A 22,352-nucleotide genomic window follows, 5' to 3' on the forward strand; every position below is an offset into this window, starting at 1 on the left:
ATCAGTTACCTTTTGCAAATATACAGGATAGTGGGCAAGAAACAGGGTCTTGCGAGCACATGAATAGCGTAACCTTAACTACCTCTGTTGGCGGAAGAAAGTGGTCAGCAAGCTAGCGCACTCTGTTTCAAGCACACCGGGGTAGAGCGCTACCCAGTGGTTGACTTTCCGATCACGCAGAACATCGTAGACGCTCCCAGCCGCACCGGTTTTTTCTTCCCAGGCACCCATCACCACGGTAGGGATACGTGCCAGCAAAATTGCGCCAGCACACATAAGGCAGGGCTCCAAGGTCACCACCAGGGTGCACCCCTCAAGCCTCCAACTCCCCAGGTGCTCAGCCGCCTCTCGAATGGCTAGGACCTCAGCATGGGCGGTAGGGTCAGCATCAGCTTCACGCCGGTTATAGCCCCGGCCGATCACCTGCCCCGAGGCATCCACAAGAATTGCCCCGATAGGGACGTCATCGCTGACCAGGGCACAACGAGCCTGTTCAAGGGCCAGGCGCATGAGGGCTTCGTGGTCGCGGTTGCGGGGGCGGTCGCTAAAGATAGTGGGCACGGTCACCGGCTCTCATATGAAAAGGTGGTTCTAATGGGTAATAGCAAGGGCATAAGGTAGCACGGCGGTGGCACCAGCCTTGCGGAGCATACGGGCAACAACCGTACTAGACCAGCGGGAGTCAATACGGTCAGTCACCAGCAGGACCGGACCGGGGCTACTGGCAAGGTACTCTTGCACCCGGTCGGGAAGCCGGTAAGCACCCAGCACACCGGCGCATCTAAAGACGCTGTTGCCACCAAAGTGCTCTGGCTCTTTGACCCATTCCATATCGCCCAGGTCGGTGAGCTTACCGGCAGCCGCTAGCCCACGAGCTAGCGAGGACGCCAGGACAGGGCGCACCGGGGAGGGCAAGCCCACCACAGCTACAGGGCGCTGTTCCCAGTCCCAGTCTGCAAGAACTTGAAGGCTGGCACGGCCTAGATCTGCGGGTACCGACCCGTCCAGAGGGCTGCCGTCGGGGCCGAGGGCAAAGATTTCTCGCAGGCGATTACCCCAGCCCAGGTCAGTGAGCCTGGCAAGGGCCCGGCCTGCTTGGGCCCGCTCCTGCAGGGCGATTCTGCCCCCAAGAGGCTTACCATGGTCCGTGGTTGCCTCAGACACCAGAGAGCCCAAACCGCTAGGCCACATGGCGCGCGGCTCAATTTCAACACCAGTACGGTTGAGGGTAATCCCTGCTTGCGCGGTCAGTGCAGGGTCAAGGTCGCTGGGGTACCAGGGGCCAGCGCACACATCGCAGATACCGCAGGGTTGGGCGGTGGTGTCATCAAGCTCTTGGGCTAGGAAGACCATACGGCAGGTGCTGGTGCGCTGGTAGTCCAGCATGGCCTGCTGTTCACGCAGGCGCGCCTGGAGCACACGTTCATAGCGGGGAGCATCGTAGTGCCAGGGAGCGCCCGTGGCTACCCAGCCCCTCTCGGCCCGCTCAACAGCGCCCTCAACCGCGAGGACCTTCAGGAGCAGATCCAGGGACGAACGTTTGACATCCACGCGAGTTTCCAGCGCCGGGACGGTCAGTTCCTGCCCCGCGGAGCTTGCTTGGCGAAGAGCGGCAAGAACAGCACCGGTGTTCTCGGGGGTGGGCATACTAGCAGTTGCGAAGTACTCCCAGATTTCCCGGTCTTCTCTACCGGGCATAAGTAGTACGTCGGCCTTGATAGCACCGCGACCAGCACGCCCGACCTGCTGGTAGTAGGCAACCGCGCTGGAGGGCGCGCCCAGGTGAATCACAAACCCCAGATCCGGCTTATCGAAACCCATGCCCAGGGCGCTGGTAGCAACCAGGGCTTTGACCCGGTTCTCCTTGAGGGCTTCTTCGGCTTCTGCCCGCTCGTCCGCATCGGTTTTCCCGCTGTAGGGCAGTACCGGGTAGCCTGCTGCGCGCAGGGCAGCGGCGGTGTCTTCGGCAGCGGCCACCGTGAGCGTGTAGATGATCCCAGAGCCGGGTAGGCTCCCCAGGTGGGTTGCTAGCCAGCCCAGCCTATCGGTGGCGGTGGGCAGATGCAGAACGCCCAGCCGCAGAGAGTCACGGGAAAGTGGGCCGCGCAGAATAAAGACCGAGTCAGGGCCGGCTTGCCCACCCTGCTGGATAGCTAGTTGCTCCGCAACATCCTCAACTACACGCTCATTAGCGGTGGCGGTAGTGGCCAGAACAGGCACACCCGCTGGCAGGTTGGCGATAAGGTCACGGATTCGGCGGTAGTCGGGCCTAAAGTCGTGGCCCCAGTCAGAGATACAGTGGGCTTCGTCAATCACCAACAGGCCACAGGCGCGCACCAGCTCAGGGAGCCAGTTCAGGCGGAAGTCCGGGTTGTTCAGGCGTTCAGGGCCCACCAGCAAAACGTCTAGTTCACCGGCGGCCAGGTCAGCGCGGATTGCCGCCCATTCGGTCACGTTCGATGAGTTGACCATAGCGGCTCGTACACCGGCGCGGGCGGCGGCCAGCACCTGGTCACGCATCAGGGCCAGCAGCGGGGAGACAATCAGGGCGGGGCCGCTGCCCTGGCGGCGCAGGAGCAGGGCCGAGATGAAGTAGACCGCAGATTTACCCCAGCCGGTGCGCTGGATCACCAGGGCGCGGCGGCGGTGCTCTACCAGCGCTTCGATAGCCTCAAACTGGCCGGGGTGGAACCGGGCCTCAGGGGCGCCGGTGAGCTGGGCGAGCAGGTCCTGGGCCTGCTCTTTAAGGGGTGCACTACTGGCGGTGGAGGTCATGAGAGCCTAGCTTTCCGGGGCGGGGTTGACGATCGCATCCCGCAGGTAGTGGTAGACCTCAGGCACATAGTGGAAAGGGGCCAGACCCCACTGGTGGCCGGGGTCAGCTACCACAAGGTCTGCGGGAACATCAATGATAGGTAGGCCCCGCTGCGCCACATAGTCGTAGTAGGGCACCGTGAGCTGGTTGGCTTCTTGGGCGCTAATTCCCATGCTGACGGGGGTAGGCTCATGGGCACTGGTCTGTTCGGCCCAGGGCAGGCGCAGAAGGCGCACCTTAGCAAGGGCACCGTGTTCGGTCAGTGCATCAATAAACTCGTCTGCTTTCTCGCACCAGCTCTGGAAATGCTCTTCAGCGCCTAAGGCAACGTGGGTGCCGTCCTCAATCAGGCCCATAGCCGGCTTGGAGGCAACCAAGTCGATAGAGCGGGTCACAACCTCACCGGTGCTAAACCAGTGGACCCCGTGACGTTCATCGAAGATATCCCACAGGATCAGGTCATACTGGTCTGCGGTCTCTAGCAGGGAATCCAAGGATTGACCGGCCCAGTCGGCGCGAAGCATCTTATCTTGAAATTTATTGCTCAGCTCCAGGTCTGCAGGGAGCTTATAGCTGGCATCGGTAGCCCACGAAAGCAAGGAGTGCCGGGCGGTGTAGCCGACTACCCGATAGTTTTCAGGCAAATACTCAGCGGTATCGCGGGCAACACAAGAGCCGTAGATAAAGACCCTCTGTACCTGATTTCCTACTGTCATGCTCTCCCTTATGTATTCGCCGCTGACGGTGCGGTAGGTTTATTGTATCTGCCTATTTGAGTCAAGGAGTAGCGGTGCCCCAGCTTTTGTCCCCCTCTGAACTACGTCGCGCGCTCTGGCACTTTCGCCGAGGAGGCCTGAGGCAGGTCCGTAAGTTCAGGCGGCGTCAGGTCATGGCGAACCACTTTGGCGGTGCGGCCTTTAGTTCCCGCTCCCGCAGCGGGGGCAAAGGTTTAGGCCTAGCCAGCGAGGAAGCCGTCGGCGCGGTCCCCCAGGTCAGCAAGGACCGAAAAACCCCTGCTGGCTACCGTCTTGACTTCCTGCCCCTAGACTACCCCAGCTACCCTCCGGTTTTTGAGGGCTTAAAAGTGGCTACTATTCTGGATGATTTTTCTGCGCTGGCCTGGGGTTTTGAGTTCACCACTTTAGCTATCACCCCGGAGAACTGGCGAGAGGTCCTAGAGCGCGAGAAGCCTGATTTTCTGCTGGTGGAGTCTGCCTGGGCCGGTAACGACGGCACCTGGCAGTACCACCTAACCGGGGAATCAGCCCCGCGCCCTGCCGTCAAAGAGCTTCTGGCCTACACCCGGCAAGAAGGCATCCCCTCTGTTTTCTGGAACAAGGAGGACCCCCCGCATTTTGAGGACTTCCTCGCTACTGCCGCGCTTTTTGACTTTGTTTTTACCTCCGATAGCAACATGGTCACCCGCTACCAGCAAGAGCTGGGGCATGAACGGGTCTATCCCCTGGCTTTTGCCGCCCAACCAGCAGTGCACAACCCGGTGCGCCCCCACCACGGGGTAGCAGAGCGCGGTGCGGCCTTTGCAGGTTCTTACTTTGCCCACAAATACCCTGAGCGCCGCGAGCAGATGGACTACCTGCTCAAGGGTGCCCGCACCGGAGCGGCCCAGGCCGGTGAGCCTTTTGAGATTTTCTCCCGCTTTTTAGGTCAGGACGAACGCTACCAGTTCCCCCAGCCGCTCACCGAGCACGTCGTGGGCAGCCAGAGCTACCAGCAGATGCTGGTGGCCTATAAGGCCTATAAGGTCTTCTTGAACGTCAATTCGGTGGTAGATTCCCCGAGCATGTGCGCCCGCAGAATCTTTGAGATTCTAGCCAGCGGAACACCCGTACTAACCAGCCCCTCAGCCGCTATTACCAGCTACTTTGACGAGACTATGATCCAGGTGGCAGGCACCGAAGACCAAGCGCGTCAGGCAACCCGCGCCCTACTAGCAAGCGGTGAGTACCGGGACCGGCAGGTTCACCTGGCCCAGCGACACATCTGGTCACAGCACACCTATTCCCACCGGGCACTGACCATTCTCAATGCGCTGGCAAGCCAAGGAAAGCTGACCGGGCCCTTCGCCCTGGGGCAACCGAGTGTCAGCGTCATTGCCTCTACCTGCCGCCCTGAACAGGTGGAGCACCTCCTTGAACAGGTAGGCCAGCAGACGGTACAAGCTGAACTGGTTCTGCTGACCCACGGTTTCACCCTCGATTCTCGCACCTTCCAGGACCGTGCCCGTCAGGCCGGGATTGAGCGGGCACGCCTGCTGACCGCAGGTAGTGAACGCTCTCTGGGCTACTGCCTTAACCAGCTTGTTGATGCGGCGCATGGCGAGGTCCTTGCCAAGATGGACGACGATGACCTTTACGGCCCCCACTACCTAGAGGACTCCCTGCACGCACTGCGCTTCTCCCGCGCCGATGTGGTCGGTAAACAGGCCTACTACATGCACCTGCAAGGCCTTGACGCAACCGTGGTGAGGGCAGCAGAACGCGAACACCGCTTCACCGACTTCGTTGCAGGGCCCACCTTGCTGGGCTACCGCAGAATCTTCCAGGCCCACCCCTTTGAGGATGTCTCCACCGGCGAAGACACCGCCTTCCTGGAATCCGTGGCTAAAGCCGGCGGGCGCATCTACTCCGCTGACCGCTTCAACTTTGTGCAGGTACGCCGGGCCGCTGGGCAAGGCGCCGAGCACACCTGGGATATCAGCGACTCCCGAGTGCTGGCCCACGCACGGGTCCACCACTACGGCCTCAGCCAGCAACACATCTTCTTCTAAAGCCCTCCCCCGGGCACCGTCCCCCCTCTGAAAGGTACCTATGGCTGGTCTCTCTAGCTTCTTTCGGTTCACCCCAGCAAGTTACCCTAGCGACCGCGCCAACTTCTCAACAGCTTCGGGGGAGTTCTTGTGGTGTCCTAGTTCAGGCCCTCGCCTGGTTCCATAATGTCTAGCGCTTAGTCAGGCCTAATATCAAAATATTCCTTGCACCTGCTCTAGTATTTCCCGGTGTTGAGCTGTTGAAACGATGACAGGGGTAAAGTCAGTTGATGCTTCAAGGGCTTTAATGATGGGGGCAACCTTGATAGCTTCCGGTCTGGTGCCGTAAATGGTCATGATGGTAGGGGGGGACATCAGTTCTTTACCTTGTAATCTGCCGGGGGGTGTGTAGTGGTTTAGTGCTCGTCTGTTTCTTCGGGGCTGTCGGCAACGTACCCCTGAGCACCAAGAGCTTTTGCTTCTGCTAGCAACTGAGCGGCTGTTTCGTTGTTTCCCTGAGCCAGGTTGTGAGCGAACCAGCGGTACTTGCGGGCAACCTGGCGGGCGTCGCCGTCCATGACGAACTCGCCGTAATCCAGCCATATAGCGCGGTTGCAGAGCTCTTCAATGGTCTGTGCGGCGTGGGTGACCAGGAAGACCGTTCCAGCTTGGTCAAGGACCTCTTTCATGGCCTGGGCTGAGCGTTCTGCGTAGGCGGCGTCACCGGTGGAAAGGGCTTCGTCAACGAGCATGATGCGGGGCTTGGCGGCCAGAGAAATAGCAAAGCGTAGGCGGGCACCCATACCCGATGAGTAGGTTCGCATGGGCCGGTCGATAGCGGTTCCGATACCGGCTAGGTCGATAACCTTCTGCATGGCCTCATCAATTTGATTCTTTTTAAGGCCCATGGCCAGGCAACCCAGAATGATATTCTGCCGACCGGTCAGTTCGGGGTTTAGGGCAGCGCTCACACCGACCAGGGAAGGCCGCGACGATGCGTAAACCGTGCCAGTTGTGGGCGATTCAAGGCCGGCAATCACTCTGAGCAGGGTACTCTTGCCCGAGCCGTTGCGACCAACCAGCCCAATGAACTCGCCTTCAAAGGCGGCAAAGGAGAAGGGTTGCAAAGCGTGCACAACTTCTTGCTTACGGCGGCCAAAGAGTCCGGCCGATACCTTGTAGTCAACGGAAAGATTATTGACCACAATATTCGGTTGCAGGAAGCGATCATCGTCGTAGGGTTTACCGGGAGCAAAGCTCCCCAGGTTCTCTTGGTTAGCGGAGTTCACGACCGAACACCTCCTCTGCACGCCAGAAAATAAAGAAACCTACCAGCAGCGTGCCAACTGTCCAGGCACCTGCACCGGCCCACGATTCAAGCGAGCCCAGACTGTTGTTTAGTAGGACCTGCCGGTACAGGTCAATAAAAATGTAGACCGGGTTGGCCTGAATTATCTGGGCCAAAACGGGGTGGTTCACGAACCGTTCGATGGGGAAGATAATCCCCGAACCGTACAAGAGTACGCGGGTCACAAAGCTCAACAGCTGTTTAATATCGGGCAGGATAAAAGCGTACCGGGCAATAATCAGGGATAGCCCAAAAAGGAAGACTGAGTTAAGCGCAAAAACCGGGATAAACATGGCCCAGGTCAGTGAGGGGTACTGGTGGGGCGGGATAGCAATAAGACCCACGATCATGACCGCAACGATAGGGCCCATCTGTAGAGTCTGCCGCGCCAGCATCGAGAGCGGTATCGCCATGCGGGGGAACGAAAAGGCCCTCATCATGGGCTTGCTCTGGTTCATCACGCCGGCGGCGTTATTCATAACGCTTGAGATGTACCGGAACATCAAAATACCGATGATGATATAAGCCGGGTAGTTATCTATACCCCGCGATGCTTTGAGTACTACGCCAAAGAGCAGGCCGTAAAAAATGATGTCGAGCAGGGGCTTGACCAGTAGCCAGAGAGTACCGAGCCGGTGCTCGTTGTTCTGGGTCTTGACCTTGGTCCGGGAATCGTACCAGATATAGCTACGACGTCCCCAGAGATCTTTGAGGTAGAGGCTCAATTTGCTTCGCGCGCCAACAGGCACGAGCCGTCCTGACTGGATATAGGGTGCCATATCAATCAGACGATAATCCACCGCCTCACGCGGTTTATAAATGACCCTGCTCGTCTTGCCCATGCTACGTTTCGCTTTTCGATTCCTTGGTGGGGGTGAGACTGATTCTTGTCGAACTAGCCTCGCGGGGGTTGCCGAAGTACTCTTACTCGGCCTATGTTCGCGCAGAAAACACTAGAGCGTAAACACAGGCTAAGAGCAGGTACTCCGGCCCTTACCCCACCAGTTTACCGGTAGCGTGGCTTTTCGACTTTGCAAAGGAGCAGATATGCCCGCCTTTAGGAGTGAGAAGCAAAATAGGACTGCTGCTCAACCCACTGCTTGTAAATACGGGACTGCCGCATGTATTCGTTAGCGGGACCCTGCCAGAAGAAGAACAAAGCAACGATTGCCAGCACAGAAGCCAAAAGCCCAATCAGCATTGACCAGTGGAAAAGAAGCAACCAGACGAACACGCTAAAAATACCGAGCGAAACCAGCAAAGCATAGATAGTCGCCACAATACGAGCCCAGTTATGCCCCTTCATCATAAAGAAAGTTATGACCGCTGCTCCACCATTCCAGATGAGAGATAAAATCAGCCCGGTCACCAGACTCACGGTCAAGAGGCTGCCTTCTAGCTGTGTCGTGGTACCAGCCATGCTAGAGAAATCCGGTACCCCCAAAAGTGCTGCGACAGCTTCCTCTATCTGAGCCTGGATTTCATCGTAGAAAAAGATTTCCAGAATATCGGAAATAATGGTCAGCCCAGCGATGCAATACATAATAAATGCCCCAATCTTAAGAGCCTTGGGAGCAACTGGCTTCTCCATATGTTCAGGGAGTTGCTGACCGTACATCTGGGTGTACCCGGCGTACGCACCTTGCTGATACTGGGGTGTCTGCTGGTACTGGCCGGCGTACTGGGGTGGCTGAGGCTGGTTGGGGTAGGTGTAGTCAGGCTGATCTGACATCGCTGTCTTTCCTCTCCTTATCCCTTTGCTTTCTGCGAGGCCCGGTGTTTACTTTCTCGCGCGTCGACTACATTGCGCAAGATTGTCTTAATACTCGGTGATGCACGCATCATCTTCTCCTTAGAACCTACACTAAGAGTGATACAGCTCCATAGAGAAAGAACAAAGATGTCTGTACTTCTCCAAGAATTAGCACGGTCCGTTTCTTGTACCCTGCTCACTGACCCCGCTGACTTTGGCCGCTACCCAGCGGATGATTCTGAGGCAACTCCGGAGGTACCTCTGGCCGTTGTCCTGGCTGAGTCCACCCAAGACGTTTCTGCCGCCCTTGCCTGGGCCAACCAGCACGGTGTCAAGGTGTCGGTACGCGGTGCGGGTAGTGGTCTTGCCGGTGGCGCAGTGGCTTACGCCGGTGGCCTGGTGCTTTCGCTGGAGAAAATGACTTCCCTTTCCATTGACCCGCTAGCCCGTTTGGCTGTTGTTGGCCCCGGCGTCATTACCGCCGAACTAGACCGGGCGGCCCAGGAACACGGGCTCTTCTTCCCGCCGGACCCGGCATCGGCGGCTATCTCAACGGTAGGCGGTAACATTGCCACCAACGCCGGCGGACTGCGCTGTCTTGCTCACGGTGTTACCGCTGACTCGGTTGTAGCCCTTGAAGTAGTTCTTGCCGACGGCAGTGTCATTCATACCGGTGCCCGTACAGCTAAAAATGTCACCGGCCTTAACCTGACCCAGCTCTTTGTGGGTTCGGAGGGCACCCTGGGTGTTATTACCCAGGCGACGGTCCGGCTCAAGCCTGTTCCTGAGGGGGAGCCAGCAACCTTCTCCGCACACTTTGATTCGTTTGAAGAGGCCACGGATACCATCATTGCCATTGCCTCCAGCCAGGAGAAGCCCGAAAGCCTGGAACTTGTAGATGCCGAGACAGCGACCATGATTGAGAAGCACCACAGCAGGGGTCTGACCATTCCGAAGGCCGCTATCGTCATGGGTAAAACCACCGGGCCACGTGCCCTAGAACAGGCTCAGGCCTTTGCACAGCGGTGCGCTCAGGGGGGTGCAATCGAGACTGCCGCTCTACCCGGGCTAGATCTCATGGAAACCCGCAGACTGGTTCATTCAGCCACCATTGCAGAGGGCTACCTGGTCTTTGGTGACACTGGCGTACCGCTAGAGAAGCTCTCCCTCTTCGTAGCAAAAATCCGGGAGCTAGAAGCCGAGTACGGCCGTAAAGTCACAATCTCTGCCCATGCAGGGGACGGCAACCTACACCCGGCTGTCTACTCAGCAGATGGGGAGGAAGGCCAGGCACAGGCCCACGAGCTCTTAGACAGAATCGGCCTTGAAGCGCTCAAATTAGGCGGTACCGTCACCGGTGAACACGGCATCGGCTCTCTGAAGATGCAGGGCATGCTCGAACAGCTCAGCCCGGCTACTCTTGCGGCCCAGCGCGCCATTAAGGCGGCGCTGGATCCCAACAATATTCTGACACCGGGCCGGGCTGTCTAGGCCACGCCCCCGGTAGGGTTTAGTTACCCTGGGTGAAGATTCCCCGCGCCTTATCTTTAAGGACTGTGGTCGCGGGGAAGATTCGCCCGCTCATAGCAATGTAGATACCAGGTTCTAAGAGCCCCAGGGCAGTTACCGCTGACCCCAGGTTGAAGCTGGCGTCAGAGGCCCGCATAGAAGCCGGTTGCATGGCCCCGGTGAGCACAACGACCTTGCCCTGTGCCTTTTTGTTCGCTTGCAGGTAGCGAGCAGTCTCGGGCATAGTGTCCGTACCGTGGGTGATCATGACGTGCTGGGTCTCTACCGCTTCGAGAGCGGAGGCAAGAACTGCGCGGTCCCGATCGGTCATGTCCAGGCTGTCGAGTTTCAGCACACTCTGTACCGTGAAGTTGATGTCGCTGAGCACAGGGCCCAGGAGCTCGGGAACGCTGGGCGGGCCAATAATAAGTTCCCCCTCTAGGGAGTAGATTTTATCCACGGTCCCCCCGGTAGTCAGAACGGTAATATGGCTGGGGTGCTGAATAGGCATCTATTGGCTTTCTACTGGTGCTGACGTGCTCTCTTACTCTGGCACGTCTAAGGGGGTTGCGGAATTGCTGGATTAAAGTCTAGTCCACGGTTTTATCTTTTCGGGGCGGTAGTATGGTCCCTAGGATTTTCCACTGAGCAAAGGAACACTATGTCTGTAGCGACTGCACCTCTTAAGCTGACCTTCCCTATCGTAGGGGCACAGTGGCTTGCCGCTCATCTAACGGCACCTAACCTGATTGTTCTGGACGCGTCGGTCGGTGACTTTGCAGGAGCAAGCGAGGGGATCCCCGGTGCCCGCGCTTTCGATATTGACGGTCAATTCAGCGCCTCCCAAGGCGTTCACACCATGCTCAGTGCACCCGAGTTTGAAGACAGGGCACGGGCTCTGGGAATTAACAAGGACTCAGCTTTGGTGGTCTATGACAGGCAGGGCATGTTCTCTGCCGCCCGTGGTTGGTTCATGTTTGTGGCCATGGGTTTTGACAACGTGGCTGTTCTGGACGGCGGCCTACCCGCCTGGGTAGAAGCTGGCTACCAACAGCTCCCTCTAGATCGTGGCCCCTTCGTCCCTGGCTCTTTCCTTGCAGAAGACCGAGAGATTTTCGTGGATGCCCTGACCACCAAGGCCATGGCGGGTCACGATTCAGCACAGGTTATTGATGCCCGCAGCGCTGAGCGTTTTGCCGGCAAGGCGCCGGAACCGCGCCCCGGTTTACGGGCCGGGCATATCCCCGGCTCTGTCAACCTACCTTTCACCAGCCTGCTCGATGAACGGGGCAGGTTCCGTCAGCCCGATGAAGTTAAAAAGGCTGTCGATGAGGTTGCCGATGGCAAAGAGCTACTGATTTTCACCTGCGGTTCCGGTGTCACCGCCTGCGTGGATGCCCTAGCCGCCTATGTTTCTGGCTGCCAGCAGATTGCCGTCTACGACGGTTCCTGGGCTGAGTACGGGGCAGAAGACCCCGCCGGGGTACGCCCCGTGGAGCGCTAAAATGCGTGTTGAAAGCTAACTAGCTCCAGGAACAGGCGCACTACCAGCCCAAGCATAAGAAAACCCCGGTCTTCCTAGGAAGACCGGGGTTTAGCTGTGCGCCCTGTGGGGCTCGAACCCACGACCCACGGATTAAAAGTTCCAATCTACAGCCAGGCAGCCCTAGTAACCTTCCTGATCCAAAGAAGCCTAGACAACACCTACAAAGACCCTAACAAGCAAGGAAACAACCGATGAGCTCCAACAGCTGAGTTCAGACACGACACCTGCCAGAGGCGCAATCAGACATCACATTGAACTCTGAAGGTATGTACTGGGTTTCGGTCACACCCACCACCCAAAAAAACTAACACATCAAACAACAGCAACTAAAGCATCATCCACCACCTCCTGAGGAGCCCGATAACCAAGAGCCGAATGCAACCGCTGCCGATTCCACCAACACACCCAACCCGCCGTGGCAGCCTCCAACTGAGCAACAGATTCAAAGAACCGACCACGTACAAGCTCAGTCTTATACGCACTGTTAACCGACTCAGCCAGGGCATTATCGTATGAATCTCCAGTAGATCCTACGGACAACCGAACACCCAGCTGGACCAGCTCACGAGTGTAATCCTCAGCCACATACTGCGAGCCCCGGTCAGAATGATGCACCACCTGCGTCAAACCAGACACTGAACGCCTGGCTTCAAACAAAGCCTGCTTGAGAGCCATCAGCGGCATACCCTGAGTATGCATAGTCGAGGAAACGCCCCAGCCCACAATTTTCCGGCTGAACACATCAGTGATGAACGCGGTGTAGCAAAACCCGCCAGCAGTACGCACATAGGTGAAATCTGCCACCCACAGACGGTTCGGCGCATCAGCGGTGAAGTTGCGCTGAACCAAATCAGGACGGTGATCCAAGACAGTGGCAGGCCTAGTAGTCACAGGCTTACGCCCCCGATGCACCCCCTGGAGACCAGCTGCACGCATCAATCGGTAGGTCTGGTCCCGTCCGACTGCCCAGCCTGCTCGTCTCATCGCTTGCCACATTTTGCGCACGCCATAGACTCCGTAGTTCTCCTGGTGGATTTTGATCAGTTCAGGAATGAGGAGCTGGTCGGATAGTGATCTGGCTGAAGCGACACGGCCAATTGCGCGGTAATAGCCGCTGGCCGTAATAAAGCCACCATCAAGATGCTCGAATAGGACTCGGCATATGGGCTCGATTCCGAAAAGATCCTTATAAGTGTTGATGAATCGGATCATCATCGGGTCGGTGCCTCGAGCTCCGCTGCGAAAAAAGCTGAGGCGGTTTTCAAAATCTCGTTGGCCCTACGCAGTTCCGCGTTTTCTCGTTTCAGACGTCTGATTTCGGCCGCCGCGTCACTAGTAGTACTGATTTCTTTGCCGGTGTCCAGTGCAGCAGTGTTGCACCAGCAGGCCAGGGTGTTGTGGGAAATTCCTAGCCGAGGGGCGATATCTTTGATCACCGCGGTTATGGATGGAGCGTCAGCGTAGTTGAGTCGGTCGCCTACGAGTCGTACTGCTCATTCTTTGAATTCTTGGGGGGTATTTGGTGGGCATGGTCTTTATTATTCCTTCCGGTGGGGTGTGGGTGGAAGGTGTGGACTGAACCCAGTACATATCAGCACCGCCCCGGCCGGGTAATAAGAAACCAGGATGTTACCAACCATCACTTCAAATACCGTTGCCATATTCACCACGAAACCAGAGCCCTGATACACCCCAGCAGTTGCACTAAAACCTATCTGCTGAAGAACCATCGCAGCCCATCGAAAAACCTGCTCATAATGCTGATTGAGACGAGTAAAAACCACATCAGGTACAACCTGACCAGGAACAAGGGACTGTACACCATCAAAGCTCTGAAGAAATCTTCGATACGCCAGAACCTCATCAGAGAACCGGCCGTCTTGTTCCAACAGGTGCATCAGATGCACCGCCGCCGTCAATAACACCTGATTGACTGGGATATTTACACCAAACTTTTGATAGCTCGTTTCAAAAGGATAAAGATTCCCATAATGACGAGTAAGTTGCTCATTCAGCAATAACCGGCCACGCAAAACAGAGGAACGCTCTTGCACTGAAACATACCCTTGTAAGAGGCCACCAGCTAAGATGCCTTCCACGAGAGTCCGATACATCTGGGCCATTGCACAGATTAGCGACTCCTGATTTAGAGGCGTGTGCTCGCCTTTCCATTTGAGTGGAACATAGGCTTGTTGCACCATCCATATCACTGAACAAACAGGCAGCTTAGGGGCAATACTAAAAGTGGACCCTTCAAAACTGACCTGACCGGCGACCTGTTTTACAGAGACGTTAAAACATCCTTCTCTAGGGGAAGGAGAAACGTCCGCTATCCCCTGCTCTTTGCACCTTTGAATCCGGTTAATGCGAATCGGTATGCCTATGCTGGTGGGAACCCGGTGAACAATTTTGACCCAACGGGTCTATATGGGATTGAAGAGGTGTTGTTGCAAAGTTGGGGCAGTAGGAAGAGCGACGTGAAATAATCACAGCCATGGGTATCTTCTCCGGTCGTCATTTCCCCCGTGACATCATTCTGTGGGCAGTGCGGTGATACTGCCGCTACGGGGTGAGCTATCGCGATCTGGAGGAAATGATGACTGAGCGGGGTGTGCCGGTCAATCACACCACGATCTACCGCTGGGTCCAGAAATACGGCCCTAAGCTGGACAAGCAAACACGGTGGTGCCGACAGGTACCTGACTGACAGGCCAGTTCCTGGCAGGTAGATGAGACCTATATCCGGGTCAGCGGCAGGTGGTGCTACCTCTATCGGGCAATCACCGCCGGTGGCCAGACCCTGGACTTTTACCTCTCTCCGAAGCAGAACGTGGTCGCAGCGAAGCGTTTCCTGGCCAAGGCCCACAGATCCAATGCGTCATCCGGGTATCCCAGAGTGATCAACACCGATAAAGCACCCTCCCTAGCCAAGGCAATCGCCGAGTTTAAGTCAGAGGGAATCTGCCCGCCAACAGTGGAACACCGGCAGGTAAAATACCTCAACAATATCCTGGAAGGCGACCATGGTCGGCTGAAGCGGATCCTCGGTCCGAAAGGCGCGTTTAAGAACCGGACATCTGCATATCGGACGTTGAAAGGGATGGAGGCGATGCACTCATTGCGGAAAGGGCAAGGCACGATGTTTGCCTACGGGCAACCGAACCCGGGCGCGGTGATCGCCAACCGGGTCTTCGAGACGGCCTGAGAACGCCCACACGCAGCGGCGATCAGGGAATAAGAAACTGAGTCTTCACTGCTGCTCTCCGCCCAACTTTGCAACAGCACCCGACGCACGAGGAAGCGAACGAGATCAGACCTGCAGCTGCCGCAGCCAGGATGCCGATCATCAGTAACCCGGTGGGGAAGAAGACGGTTTTCTGGTTATCCCGGAAGACCACAACACCGAGGAAGGTCATCGTGCTACCCGGTGGGCGGTCTGCAGCGACTCTGCCCACCTCGGCACTCAACCCTGCTGTGGGGGTTACTCGTAGCGAAGCGAGCTGACCATCCCGGCTTCCATGTGATAGGCGTTATGGCAGTGAAATGCCCACTCACCGGGGTTCTCAGCGATCAGGTCGGCGATCATGGTTTCACCCGGGCGGAGAAGGACGGTGTCCTTGCGTAGCCCGCCGCTGCCGGGCAGCGCCCACGTGTGGCCGTGGATGTGCATGGGATGGGGCATCATGGTCCTGTTGCGCATGACCATCCGCAGGCGCTGGCCCTCCTGCACGGTCGCGGAGGAGGATTGGCCGTCGGTGAGAATGCTCCATTCATACGGCATCATCTGCCCGCCCAGGTCGATGCTGACTTCTCGGTCTGGTGTGCCCTCGGGCAAGAGTGCACGGTCTGCTGGCTTCAGGGAGGACAGAAGCAGTCCGGTGGACGACAACTCGGGGAAGTCGACATCGGGGCGGGGGGCCTGGCCGCCGGCGGTGCGGATGACAGCGAAGGCGCGGTCGTCCTTACCCACCGCCAAAGCCGTGAGCGGGAAGACGCCGTCGCCGAGGATGACCTCGACGTCGACACGCTCGCCCATGGACAGGTAGATCGATTCGGTCTCCCAGGGCTGGACAGGGAAGCCGTCGGTGTGGGTGACGGTCATGCGGTGACCACCGAGGGCCACCTTGAAGATGGTGTCACCGCCGGAGTTGATAAACCGCAGGCGGGCCTTGTCGCCCGGGCGAGCCTTGAAAGTCCGGTGAGCACGGGGGATACGTCCGTTGATGAGGTAGTGCGGATACATCACATCGCCGGCATCCCCGCCCAGTACCTGATCCGGGGTGCCGTGCATCATCTGGTCGTGACCTCCCATTCCCATTCCCCCGTTATGGTCGCCCGAACCCATTCCGGTGAGCTTGTCGAGCTCATCGTCGGGAGTGCCCTGAATGCCATCGACCCAGTCGTCGAGCACGATGGTCCACTCGACGTCCTGGTCCTCAGCGTCTTGCGGGTCACGGATAATCAGTGGGGCGTGGAGGCCGCGATCAAGCTGCAGGCCGGTGTGGGAATGGTAGAAGTAGGTGCCACCGTGGGGGACTTCAAAAACATAGGAGAAAGACTCGCCAGGTTCAATGGGGTTCTGAGTCATGCCGGGTACACCGTCGGCTGCGTTGTGGAGTGCGATGCCATGCCAGTGGATGGAGGTACTCTCAGGCAGTTCATTGGTGATATCGACCTGGAGGACGTCGCCAGCGGTGGCCTCAATGGCCGCATCCCCGGTGTCAGAGACGTACCCCCACGTCTTGGCTTCGATGCCGCCGATATCCAGGGAGAGGGGCCGGGCGGTCAGTGTCCGGCGCACCGTCGGCTCACCGAGCGCAGTGGGGGTGGGAATGGGGCGAAGGGAGGGACCTGATCCCGAGGCAGCGGGTCCAGGGGCGCTGGTGCAGGCGGTCAGGGCCCCGGTGCCGGCGAGGACGAGCCCGCCGAGCAGAAACTGTCGTCGGGAAGACGCGTTTGTCATGATTTAACCTTTCTTGGTGCAAGATTTCAGTGATACGGGAGACAGGTACAGGTGAGGACCCTGCTGAGCCATCACGTCAGGCGCAGGTCTGTGACACAGGTGGCACCGTCGTCGGTGGTGGAAAACTCCGTGGTGCCGGTACGCCCCTGGTAGCTGACCTCAATCAGGCCGGTGGTATCATCAGGAAGCCAGAAGCCAATAAACCCATTGTCAAAGGTGGTTGTCGCCTCGTCCACCAGCACCTCACCGGTCGCCTCATCGGTGATCGTGACCTGGATATCCTCATTGTCGAGTTCCCCCAGGCAGGTCGTGAGGCTGTGGTAGAGGCAGTCGTGGGTGGAGGTGAGATAGGGTGCGATCGAGACATACGTCTGATTGTCGGGAAGATCGACCACGACTTCCTGGTCATCGCTCGAGAGCAGCAGTTCATCGGCACGCACTGAGGCGATCAGATCCGTGGGACGCTCAGTGACCTTCTGCCGGTCGAGGTGATCAATGATCTCCACCGCGTCCATGTCGGCCAGGCCATGGGTAGTCAGGAATGTATCCTGGGACACTGTCCCGTCGGCGGTGGGTTCCGGGTCGGCGGCCGAACACCCCGTGAGGGCGAGGGCAAGGGCGGCGGCTGCGATCGCTGCTCGTTTCACGTCAATCTCCTTGGACCGTGGTAAGACCGTGAGAAGACACCGTCTCAAGGTCGATGCCATACCTTATGTCTAACACGGGTGCCTGACGGACTAGAAATCAAAAACCCTGCTCACAGCACTATGACAGGGCGAAAAGGGGGTGAATTCGATGGGCTGGGTCACCACCGGGTCACCACCCCACAGCCGTGGGCGATGTCCTTCTACCCGCCCCGGGTATGCGGTGCAGGCAGTGAAATCCCTGGTGGCACCTGCTGAACCGGCCAGTGGAGGCGATGCCGCCGGCCCGGGGTGGGGCACAGGGGTGACGGCGGTCGAAGGGTGATGTTTGAAGATTTGATGAAGATTTCCCCGCCGGGCACTGAGCGAGGGTGGTATTCCCCCCTGGCCGGAGCGATACTGGGGTCTATGGCTGACTACACACCGACCACCGCCACGCCCCCGGGGCGGGTGCTGGTCGTCGATGATGAACAACCCCTGGCTCAGATGGTGGCCTCCTACCTCATCCGGGCCGGCTTCGATACCCGCCAGGCTCACACCGGCACCCAGGCCGTGGATGAGGCCCGTCGCTTTTCCCCCGATGTTGTGGTGCTGGATCTGGGGCTACCCGAACTCGACGGCCTGGAGGTGTGCCGACGGATTCGCGCCTTCTCGGACTGCTACATCCTCATGCTCACCGCGCGTGGCAGCGAGGACGACAAGATCAGCGGTTTGACCCTGGGGGCAGATGACTACATCACCAAACCTTTTAGCATCCGGGAACTGGTGACCCGGGTGCATGCGGTGCTGCGCCGCCCGCGCACCAGCACCACCCCACCGCAGGTGACCACCCCCTTGATCGTTGGTGACCTCATCCTTGACCCCGTCGCCCATCAGGTGCGGGTGGGGGAGACGACCGTGGAGCTCACCCGCACGGAGTTCGAGCTGCTGGTTGCCCTGGCTCTGCGCCCCGGCCAGGTGCTGACCCGCCACGACCTGGTCACCGAGGTCTGGGACACCACCTGGGTCGGTGATGAACGCATCGTCGATGTCCACATCGGCAACTTGCGTCGCAAGCTCGGCACCGACACCCGGGGCCGGGGGTTTATCGACACCGTGCGTGGCGTGGGCTACCGGGTGGGGCAGCCATGAATCACGGACCCGGCCTGACCTTCCGCTTCCTGGCCGCCCAGGTGTTGGTCGTGGTGATTAGTCTGCTGGTGGCTGCGGCCGTGGCCACGATGGTGGGCCCGACCCTGTTCCATGATCATATGTTGATGACCGACCAGGAGGACCCCTCGCTGGAGTTGTTCCATGCCGAGCAGGCCTACCGGGACGCCAGCCTGATCACCCTGGCCGTCGCCCTGCCCACCGCCTTGATTAGCGCCCTGCTGGCCAGCCTGTGGTTGTCGTGTCGCCTGCGCACCCCCCTGCAGAATCTCACCCGCGCCGCTACCAGCCTGACGGCCGGCAACTACCGTATCCGCGTGCCCGCCGGAGAAGCAGGCCCCGAGGTCACCACCCTGGCGCATGCCTTTAACACCATGGCCGACCGGCTGGAACACACCGAACAGGTCCGCCGCCAGATGCTCTCTGATCTGGCCCACGAAATGGGCACCCCCTTATCGGTGCTCACGGTCTACCTCGATGGTCTCCAGGACGGGGTTGTGGACTGGAATAATGCCACCCACACGATCATGGCTGATCAACTCGCCCGCCTGACCCGGTTGATGGAGGACATCGACGATGTCTCCCGGGCCCAGGAACACCGGATCGATTTGGACCTGGCGGAGGAAGGGCTCGGGGATCTGCTCCATACCGCCGCTGCTGCCGCGGGGGAAGCTTATGCTGACAAAGGCGTCGATTTACAGGTCGAGACCATTACGGACACCGCCCGGGTGCTCGTGGACCGGCAACGCTTCGGCCAGGTGATGAGCAATCTCCTGTCGAACGCACTACGGCACACCCCGGCCGGCGGGCAGGTCCGGATCAGCGTCCACCGACAGGGGGCGTCCACCGCGCTCATCCACGTCGCCGATGACGGCGAGGGCATCCCACCTGGCCAGCTCGGACACATCTTCGAACGCTTCTACCGGGGGGATGCCGCCCGTAGCCGGGACAACGGCGGGGCCGGTATCGGTCTGACCATCTCCAAGGCATTGATCGAGGCCCACGGCGGTACTCTCACCGCTACCTCCCCCGGACCCGGTCGCGGAGCGGTGTTTACCCTCCTCCTCCCGCTGTCCCCTCCCGACAGTGAGGAGGCTGCTCGGTGACCGCATCCTGCCCCGCGTGAGGGCCGTGCCCTCCCCCCCCCTTCCAAATATACCCCCCTGGGGTATATGCTAGAGAGTAGCATCGCCGCATCCCGCCAACCCGTAGGAGCTTTCCCATGATCACCTCCCCGCCCCGCCTCTTGCCGATGGCCTCCCACGGCTGCAGCTGTTGCGGACCTGCCTCACGTACCGGCACCGCCTCCATCCCTGCCGCCAGCGACTCGTCAGCAGGAGGGTCCTCCCCTAGCTACCAGGTCACCGGTCTGACCTGCGGGCACTGCGCGAAAAGCGTGACTCAGGCCCTTCAGGCCCTTCCCCAGGTCGACGACGTCCAGGTTGATCTCGCTACTGGTAGTGTTTCCACCGTCACGGTCACCGGTGTCGCACCTCCGGAGATGGTTCGCCGGGCCATCAAGGAGGCCGGCTACACCGTCTTATCCTGATCAGTTTTACCCATCACCTCAACCCCGACCGGGTTGAGCGGAAGGAACCTAATGAGCACCCCCCACCATTCCGGTAATCACCATGGTGATCACCCCGCTCCGGAAACAGACCACACCCACCACCCGGATTATGCCAGCCACGAACACCACGCAGATGCCGACACCCATGGCCAGGCGATGCCCCACGATCACCCGCACTCCGTCCTGGACGAAGACCACCACGTTCATGGTCACGGCGAACACGCCGGGCACAGCACCGCAATGTTTCGGGACCGCTTCTGGTGGTCACTGATTCTGTCCATTCCCGTCGTTATTTTCAGCCCCATGGTCGCCCACCTGCTCGGCTACCACCTCCCGGCATTCCCCGGATCCGCCTGGATCCCCCCGGTACTGGGCACGATTATCTTCGTCTACGGCGGAACGCCTTTCCTCAAGGGCGGATGGACGGAACTGAAATCCCGCCAACCCGGGATGATGCTCCTGATTGCCATGGCCATCACCGTGGCGTTTGTCGCCTCCTGGGTCACCACTCTGGGGCTGGGCGGTTTTGACATGGACTTCTGGTGGGAGCTGGCCCTGCTGGTGACCATCATGCTGCTGGGCCACTGGCTGGAGATGCGCGCTCTCGGGGCCGCGTCCTCCGCGCTTGACGCGCTGGCTGCCCTGCTGCCGGATGAGGCCGAGAAAGTCATCGACGGGACCACCCGCACCGTGGCCATCTCCGAGCTGGTCGTCGACGACGTCGTGCTGGTGAGGGCCGGTGCCCGGGTGCCGGCCGACGGAACCATCCTCGACGGAGCCGCCGAATTCGATGAGGCGATGATCACCGGCGAATCCCGCCCCGTCTTCCGCGACACCGGTGACAAGGTGGTCGCCGGTACCGTGGCCACCGACAACACCGTCCGCATCCGTGTGGAGGCTACCGGCGGGGACACCACCCTGGCCGGGATCCAACGCATGGTTGCCGACGCCCAGGAGTCCTCATCCCGGGCCCAGGCCCTGGCGGATCGGGCGGCGGCGTTGTTGTTCTGGTTCGCGCTGATCTCCGCTCTGATCACCGCGGTGGTGTGGACCATCATCGGCAGCCCGGACGATGCCGTGGTGCGCACAGTCACGGTGCTGGTCATCGCCTGTCCGCACGCCCTGGGCCTGGCGATTCCGCTGGTCATTGCGATCTCCAGCGAGCGGGCCGCGAAATCCGGGGTGCTCATCAAGGACCGGATGGCGCTCGAGCGGATGCGCACCATCGACGTGGTGCTCTTCGACAAAACCGGCACCCTGACCGAGGGTGCGCACGCGGTCACCGGTGTCGCGGCAGCTGTCGGCGTTACCGAGGGCGAGCTGCTGGCCCTGGCCGCCGCCGCGGAGGCCGACAGCGAGCACCCCGTGGCCCGCGCCATCGTGGCGGCCGCGGCCACCCATCCCGAGGCCTCCCGTCGGCAAATCCGTGCAACTGGTTTCAGCGCCGCCTCCGGCCGGGGGGTCCGGGCCACTGTCGATGGCGCTGAGATTCGCGTGGGCGGGCCGAACATGCTGCGCGAGTTCAACCTCACCACCCCGGCCGAGCTCACCGACACCACCAGCGCCTGGACCGGGCGCGGGGCCGGTGTGCTCCATATTGTCCGCGACGGTCAGATCATCGGCGCGGTGGCCGTCGAGGACAAGATCCGCCCCGAATCCCGCGCCGCCGTGAAAGCCCTGCAGGACCGCGGGGTGAAGGTCGCGATGATCACCGGTGACGCGCAGCAGGTGGCCCAGGCGGTTGGCCAGGACCTGGGGATCGATGAGGTCTTCGCCGAGGTCCTGCCCCAGGACAAGGACACCAAGGTCACCCAGTTACAGGAGCGTGGCCTGAGCGTGGCCATGGTCGGCGACGGTGTCAACGACGCCCCGGCCCTGGCCCGCGCCGAGGTCGGCATCGCCATCGGGGCCGGTACGGATGTGGCGATGGAATCCGCCGGAGTGGTCCTGGCCAGTGACGATCCCCGGGCAGTGTTGTCAATGATTGAGCTCTCGCGGGCCAGCTACCGCAAGATGATCCAGAACCTGATCTGGGCCTCTGGCTACAACATCCTCGCCGTGCCGCTGGCCGCCGGAGTGCTCGCCTCGATCGGGTTCGTGCTGTCCCCGGCCATGGGCGCGATCTTGATGTCTGCCTCGACCATCGTGGTGGCCCTGAACGCCCAGCTGTTGCGCCGGATTGATCTGGACCCGGCCCACCTGGCTCCCACCAGTCCGAAGGAGGAACACACCACGCCTACTCCGGCATCCACTGCCGTCCACTGATTCACCACTTCTCTCCACTGCCC

20 protein-coding genes and 1 pseudogene are annotated in these 22,352 nt (G+C 59.7%); 8 read left to right on the forward strand and 13 right to left on the reverse strand.

Annotated features, from left to right (window positions below):
- Positions 1-78 precede the first annotated feature (78 nt).
- The 3 genes from tadA to ACN08Y_RS02060 are packed head-to-tail and all read right to left on the reverse strand — an operon-like array spanning position 79 to position 3,531.
- Positions 79-552 carry a tRNA adenosine(34) deaminase TadA gene (tadA, locus tag ACN08Y_RS02050; RefSeq protein WP_419111863.1) on the reverse strand — a complete coding sequence of 158 codons (474 nt, stop codon included), beginning with the start codon at positions 550-552 and terminating at the stop codon, positions 79-81.
- Positions 553-591: 39 nt separating this feature from the next.
- A complete protein-coding gene (locus ACN08Y_RS02055; protein WP_419111689.1) occupies positions 592-2,775 on the reverse strand; it encodes a RecQ family ATP-dependent DNA helicase in 2,184 nt (727 codons plus the stop codon).
- A 6-nt stretch (positions 2,776-2,781) separates the two neighbouring features.
- Positions 2,782-3,531, reverse strand: a complete 750-nt coding sequence (locus tag ACN08Y_RS02060) for a DUF6270 domain-containing protein (RefSeq protein ID WP_419099058.1) — start codon at positions 3,529-3,531, stop codon at positions 2,782-2,784.
- 74 nt (positions 3,532-3,605) lie between these two features.
- On the opposite strand from ACN08Y_RS02060, the gene ACN08Y_RS02065 reads away from it, so the two are divergent.
- Positions 3,606-5,603 (forward strand): glycosyltransferase family protein, encoded by a 1,998-nt coding sequence (locus tag ACN08Y_RS02065; RefSeq protein ID WP_419111690.1) that lies wholly within the window; start codon positions 3,606-3,608, stop codon positions 5,601-5,603.
- A gap of 192 nt (positions 5,604-5,795) precedes the next feature.
- On the opposite strand, the gene ACN08Y_RS02070 is transcribed toward ACN08Y_RS02065, so the two are convergent.
- The 4 genes from ACN08Y_RS02070 to ACN08Y_RS02085 all read right to left on the reverse strand — a co-directional run bounded on the left by ACN08Y_RS02070 (position 5,796) and on the right by ACN08Y_RS02085 (position 8,662).
- Positions 5,796-5,957, reverse strand: a complete 162-nt coding sequence (locus ACN08Y_RS02070; protein ID WP_419111691.1) for a hypothetical protein — start codon at positions 5,955-5,957, stop codon at positions 5,796-5,798.
- A gap of 41 nt (positions 5,958-5,998) precedes the next feature.
- A complete protein-coding gene (locus ACN08Y_RS02075; protein WP_419111692.1) occupies positions 5,999-6,871 on the reverse strand; it encodes an ABC transporter ATP-binding protein in 873 nt (290 codons plus the stop codon).
- On the reverse strand, positions 6,858-7,772 hold the full coding sequence (locus ACN08Y_RS02080) for an ABC transporter permease (protein WP_419111693.1): 915 nt from the start codon (positions 7,770-7,772) through the stop codon (positions 6,858-6,860). Before ACN08Y_RS02080 ends, ACN08Y_RS02075 begins: the two co-directional genes overlap by 14 nt.
- Before the next feature lie 215 nt (positions 7,773-7,987).
- On the reverse strand, positions 7,988-8,662 hold the full coding sequence (locus ACN08Y_RS02085) for a hypothetical protein (protein WP_419111694.1): 675 nt from the start codon (positions 8,660-8,662) through the stop codon (positions 7,988-7,990).
- A 168-nt stretch (positions 8,663-8,830) separates the two neighbouring features.
- Here ACN08Y_RS02085 and ACN08Y_RS02090 point away from each other — a divergent pair, with 168 nt between their 5' ends.
- Entirely contained in the window at positions 8,831-10,174 is a 1,344-nt protein-coding gene (locus ACN08Y_RS02090) for an FAD-binding oxidoreductase (protein ID WP_419111695.1), read from the forward strand.
- A 19-nt stretch (positions 10,175-10,193) separates the two neighbouring features.
- Here the strand turns inward: ACN08Y_RS02090 and ACN08Y_RS02095 are convergent, their stop codons facing one another.
- Entirely contained in the window at positions 10,194-10,703 is a 510-nt protein-coding gene (locus ACN08Y_RS02095; RefSeq protein WP_419099044.1) for an asparaginase domain-containing protein, read from the reverse strand.
- Positions 10,704-10,853: 150 nt separating this feature from the next.
- Here ACN08Y_RS02095 and ACN08Y_RS02100 point away from each other — a divergent pair, with 150 nt between their 5' ends.
- On the forward strand, positions 10,854-11,696 hold the full coding sequence (locus ACN08Y_RS02100; protein ID WP_419111696.1) for a sulfurtransferase: 843 nt from the start codon (positions 10,854-10,856) through the stop codon (positions 11,694-11,696).
- A gap of 354 nt (positions 11,697-12,050) precedes the next feature.
- Here ACN08Y_RS02100 and ACN08Y_RS02105 read toward each other — a convergent pair whose 3' ends face one another.
- The 3 genes from ACN08Y_RS02105 to ACN08Y_RS02115 all read right to left on the reverse strand — a co-directional run bounded on the left by ACN08Y_RS02105 (position 12,051) and on the right by ACN08Y_RS02115 (position 14,146).
- Positions 12,051-12,953 (reverse strand): IS3 family transposase, encoded by a 903-nt coding sequence (locus tag ACN08Y_RS02105; protein WP_419111697.1) that lies wholly within the window; start codon positions 12,951-12,953, stop codon positions 12,051-12,053.
- The gene (locus tag ACN08Y_RS02110) at positions 12,950-13,174 is read right to left on the reverse strand and encodes a transposase (RefSeq protein WP_419111698.1); all 225 of its coding nucleotides are present in this window, start codon (positions 13,172-13,174) and stop codon (positions 12,950-12,952) included. Before ACN08Y_RS02110 ends, ACN08Y_RS02105 begins: the two co-directional genes overlap by 4 nt.
- A gap of 102 nt (positions 13,175-13,276) precedes the next feature.
- Entirely contained in the window at positions 13,277-14,146 is an 870-nt protein-coding gene (locus ACN08Y_RS02115) for a 5-methylcytosine restriction system specificity protein McrC (RefSeq protein WP_419111864.1), read from the reverse strand.
- 86 nt (positions 14,147-14,232) lie between these two features.
- Here ACN08Y_RS02115 and ACN08Y_RS02120 point away from each other — a divergent pair.
- A pseudogene (locus ACN08Y_RS02120) lies at positions 14,233-14,943 on the forward strand (IS6 family transposase).
- Between the two features lie 276 nt (positions 14,944-15,219).
- On the opposite strand, the gene ACN08Y_RS02125 reads toward ACN08Y_RS02120, so the two are convergent.
- Positions 15,220-16,701, reverse strand: coding sequence for a multicopper oxidase family protein (locus tag ACN08Y_RS02125; protein ID WP_237205628.1), 1,482 nt, complete (start codon positions 16,699-16,701; stop codon positions 15,220-15,222).
- Positions 16,702-16,772: 71 nt separating this feature from the next.
- A complete protein-coding gene (locus ACN08Y_RS02130) occupies positions 16,773-17,348 on the reverse strand; it encodes a CueP family metal-binding protein (RefSeq protein WP_419111699.1) in 576 nt (191 codons plus the stop codon).
- Between the two features lie 405 nt (positions 17,349-17,753).
- Here ACN08Y_RS02130 and ACN08Y_RS02135 point away from each other — a divergent pair, with 405 nt between their 5' ends.
- The 4 genes from ACN08Y_RS02135 to ACN08Y_RS02150 all read left to right on the forward strand — a co-directional run bounded on the left by ACN08Y_RS02135 (position 17,754) and on the right by ACN08Y_RS02150 (position 22,329).
- Complete coding sequence (locus ACN08Y_RS02135; RefSeq protein ID WP_419111865.1) at positions 17,754-18,476, forward strand: response regulator transcription factor; 723 nt, start codon at positions 17,754-17,756, stop codon at positions 18,474-18,476.
- Positions 18,473-19,600, forward strand: a complete 1,128-nt coding sequence (locus ACN08Y_RS02140) for a sensor histidine kinase (protein ID WP_419111700.1) — start codon at positions 18,473-18,475, stop codon at positions 19,598-19,600. Before ACN08Y_RS02135 ends, ACN08Y_RS02140 begins: the two co-directional genes overlap by 4 nt.
- A 116-nt stretch (positions 19,601-19,716) precedes the next feature.
- Positions 19,717-20,043 (forward strand): heavy-metal-associated domain-containing protein, encoded by a 327-nt coding sequence (locus ACN08Y_RS02145; protein WP_419111701.1) that lies wholly within the window; start codon positions 19,717-19,719, stop codon positions 20,041-20,043.
- A 51-nt stretch (positions 20,044-20,094) separates the two neighbouring features.
- Complete coding sequence (locus ACN08Y_RS02150) at positions 20,095-22,329, forward strand: copper-translocating P-type ATPase (RefSeq protein ID WP_419111702.1); 2,235 nt, start codon at positions 20,095-20,097, stop codon at positions 22,327-22,329.
- Positions 22,330-22,352: the final 23 nt, after the last annotated feature.

The organism is Rothia sp. P5764, assembly GCF_048512965.1.
In the GTDB taxonomy this organism is placed as follows: Bacteria; Actinomycetota; Actinomycetes; order Actinomycetales; family Micrococcaceae; genus Rothia.

Excerpts from the sequence above, each read along its gene's own strand:
- ACN08Y_RS02055 (WP_419111689.1), bottom strand. The coding sequence starts at position 2,775 with ATGACCTCCACCGCCAGTAGTGCACCCCTTAAAGAGCAGGCCCAGGAC.
- ACN08Y_RS02060 (WP_419099058.1), bottom strand. The coding sequence starts at position 3,531 with ATGACAGTAGGAAATCAGGTACAGAGGGTCTTTATCTACGGCTCTTGT.
- ACN08Y_RS02070 (WP_419111691.1), bottom strand. The coding sequence starts at position 5,957 with ATGTCCCCCCCTACCATCATGACCATTTACGGCACCAGACCGGAAGCT.
- ACN08Y_RS02080 (WP_419111693.1), bottom strand. The coding sequence starts at position 7,772 with ATGGGCAAGACGAGCAGGGTCATTTATAAACCGCGTGAGGCGGTGGAT.
- ACN08Y_RS02085 (WP_419111694.1), bottom strand. The coding sequence starts at position 8,662 with ATGTCAGATCAGCCTGACTACACCTACCCCAACCAGCCTCAGCCACCC.
- ACN08Y_RS02090 (WP_419111695.1), top strand. The coding sequence starts at position 8,831 with ATGTCTGTACTTCTCCAAGAATTAGCACGGTCCGTTTCTTGTACCCTG.
- ACN08Y_RS02095 (WP_419099044.1), bottom strand. The coding sequence starts at position 10,703 with ATGCCTATTCAGCACCCCAGCCATATTACCGTTCTGACTACCGGGGGG.
- ACN08Y_RS02100 (WP_419111696.1), top strand. The coding sequence starts at position 10,854 with ATGTCTGTAGCGACTGCACCTCTTAAGCTGACCTTCCCTATCGTAGGG.
- ACN08Y_RS02105 (WP_419111697.1), bottom strand. The coding sequence starts at position 12,953 with ATGATGATCCGATTCATCAACACTTATAAGGATCTTTTCGGAATCGAG.
- ACN08Y_RS02125 (WP_237205628.1), bottom strand. The coding sequence starts at position 16,701 with ATGACAAACGCGTCTTCCCGACGACAGTTTCTGCTCGGCGGGCTCGTC.
- ACN08Y_RS02135 (WP_419111865.1), top strand. The coding sequence starts at position 17,754 with ATGGCTGACTACACACCGACCACCGCCACGCCCCCGGGGCGGGTGCTG.
- ACN08Y_RS02140 (WP_419111700.1), top strand. The coding sequence starts at position 18,473 with ATGAATCACGGACCCGGCCTGACCTTCCGCTTCCTGGCCGCCCAGGTG.
- ACN08Y_RS02145 (WP_419111701.1), top strand. The coding sequence starts at position 19,717 with ATGATCACCTCCCCGCCCCGCCTCTTGCCGATGGCCTCCCACGGCTGC.
- ACN08Y_RS02150 (WP_419111702.1), top strand. The coding sequence starts at position 20,095 with ATGAGCACCCCCCACCATTCCGGTAATCACCATGGTGATCACCCCGCT.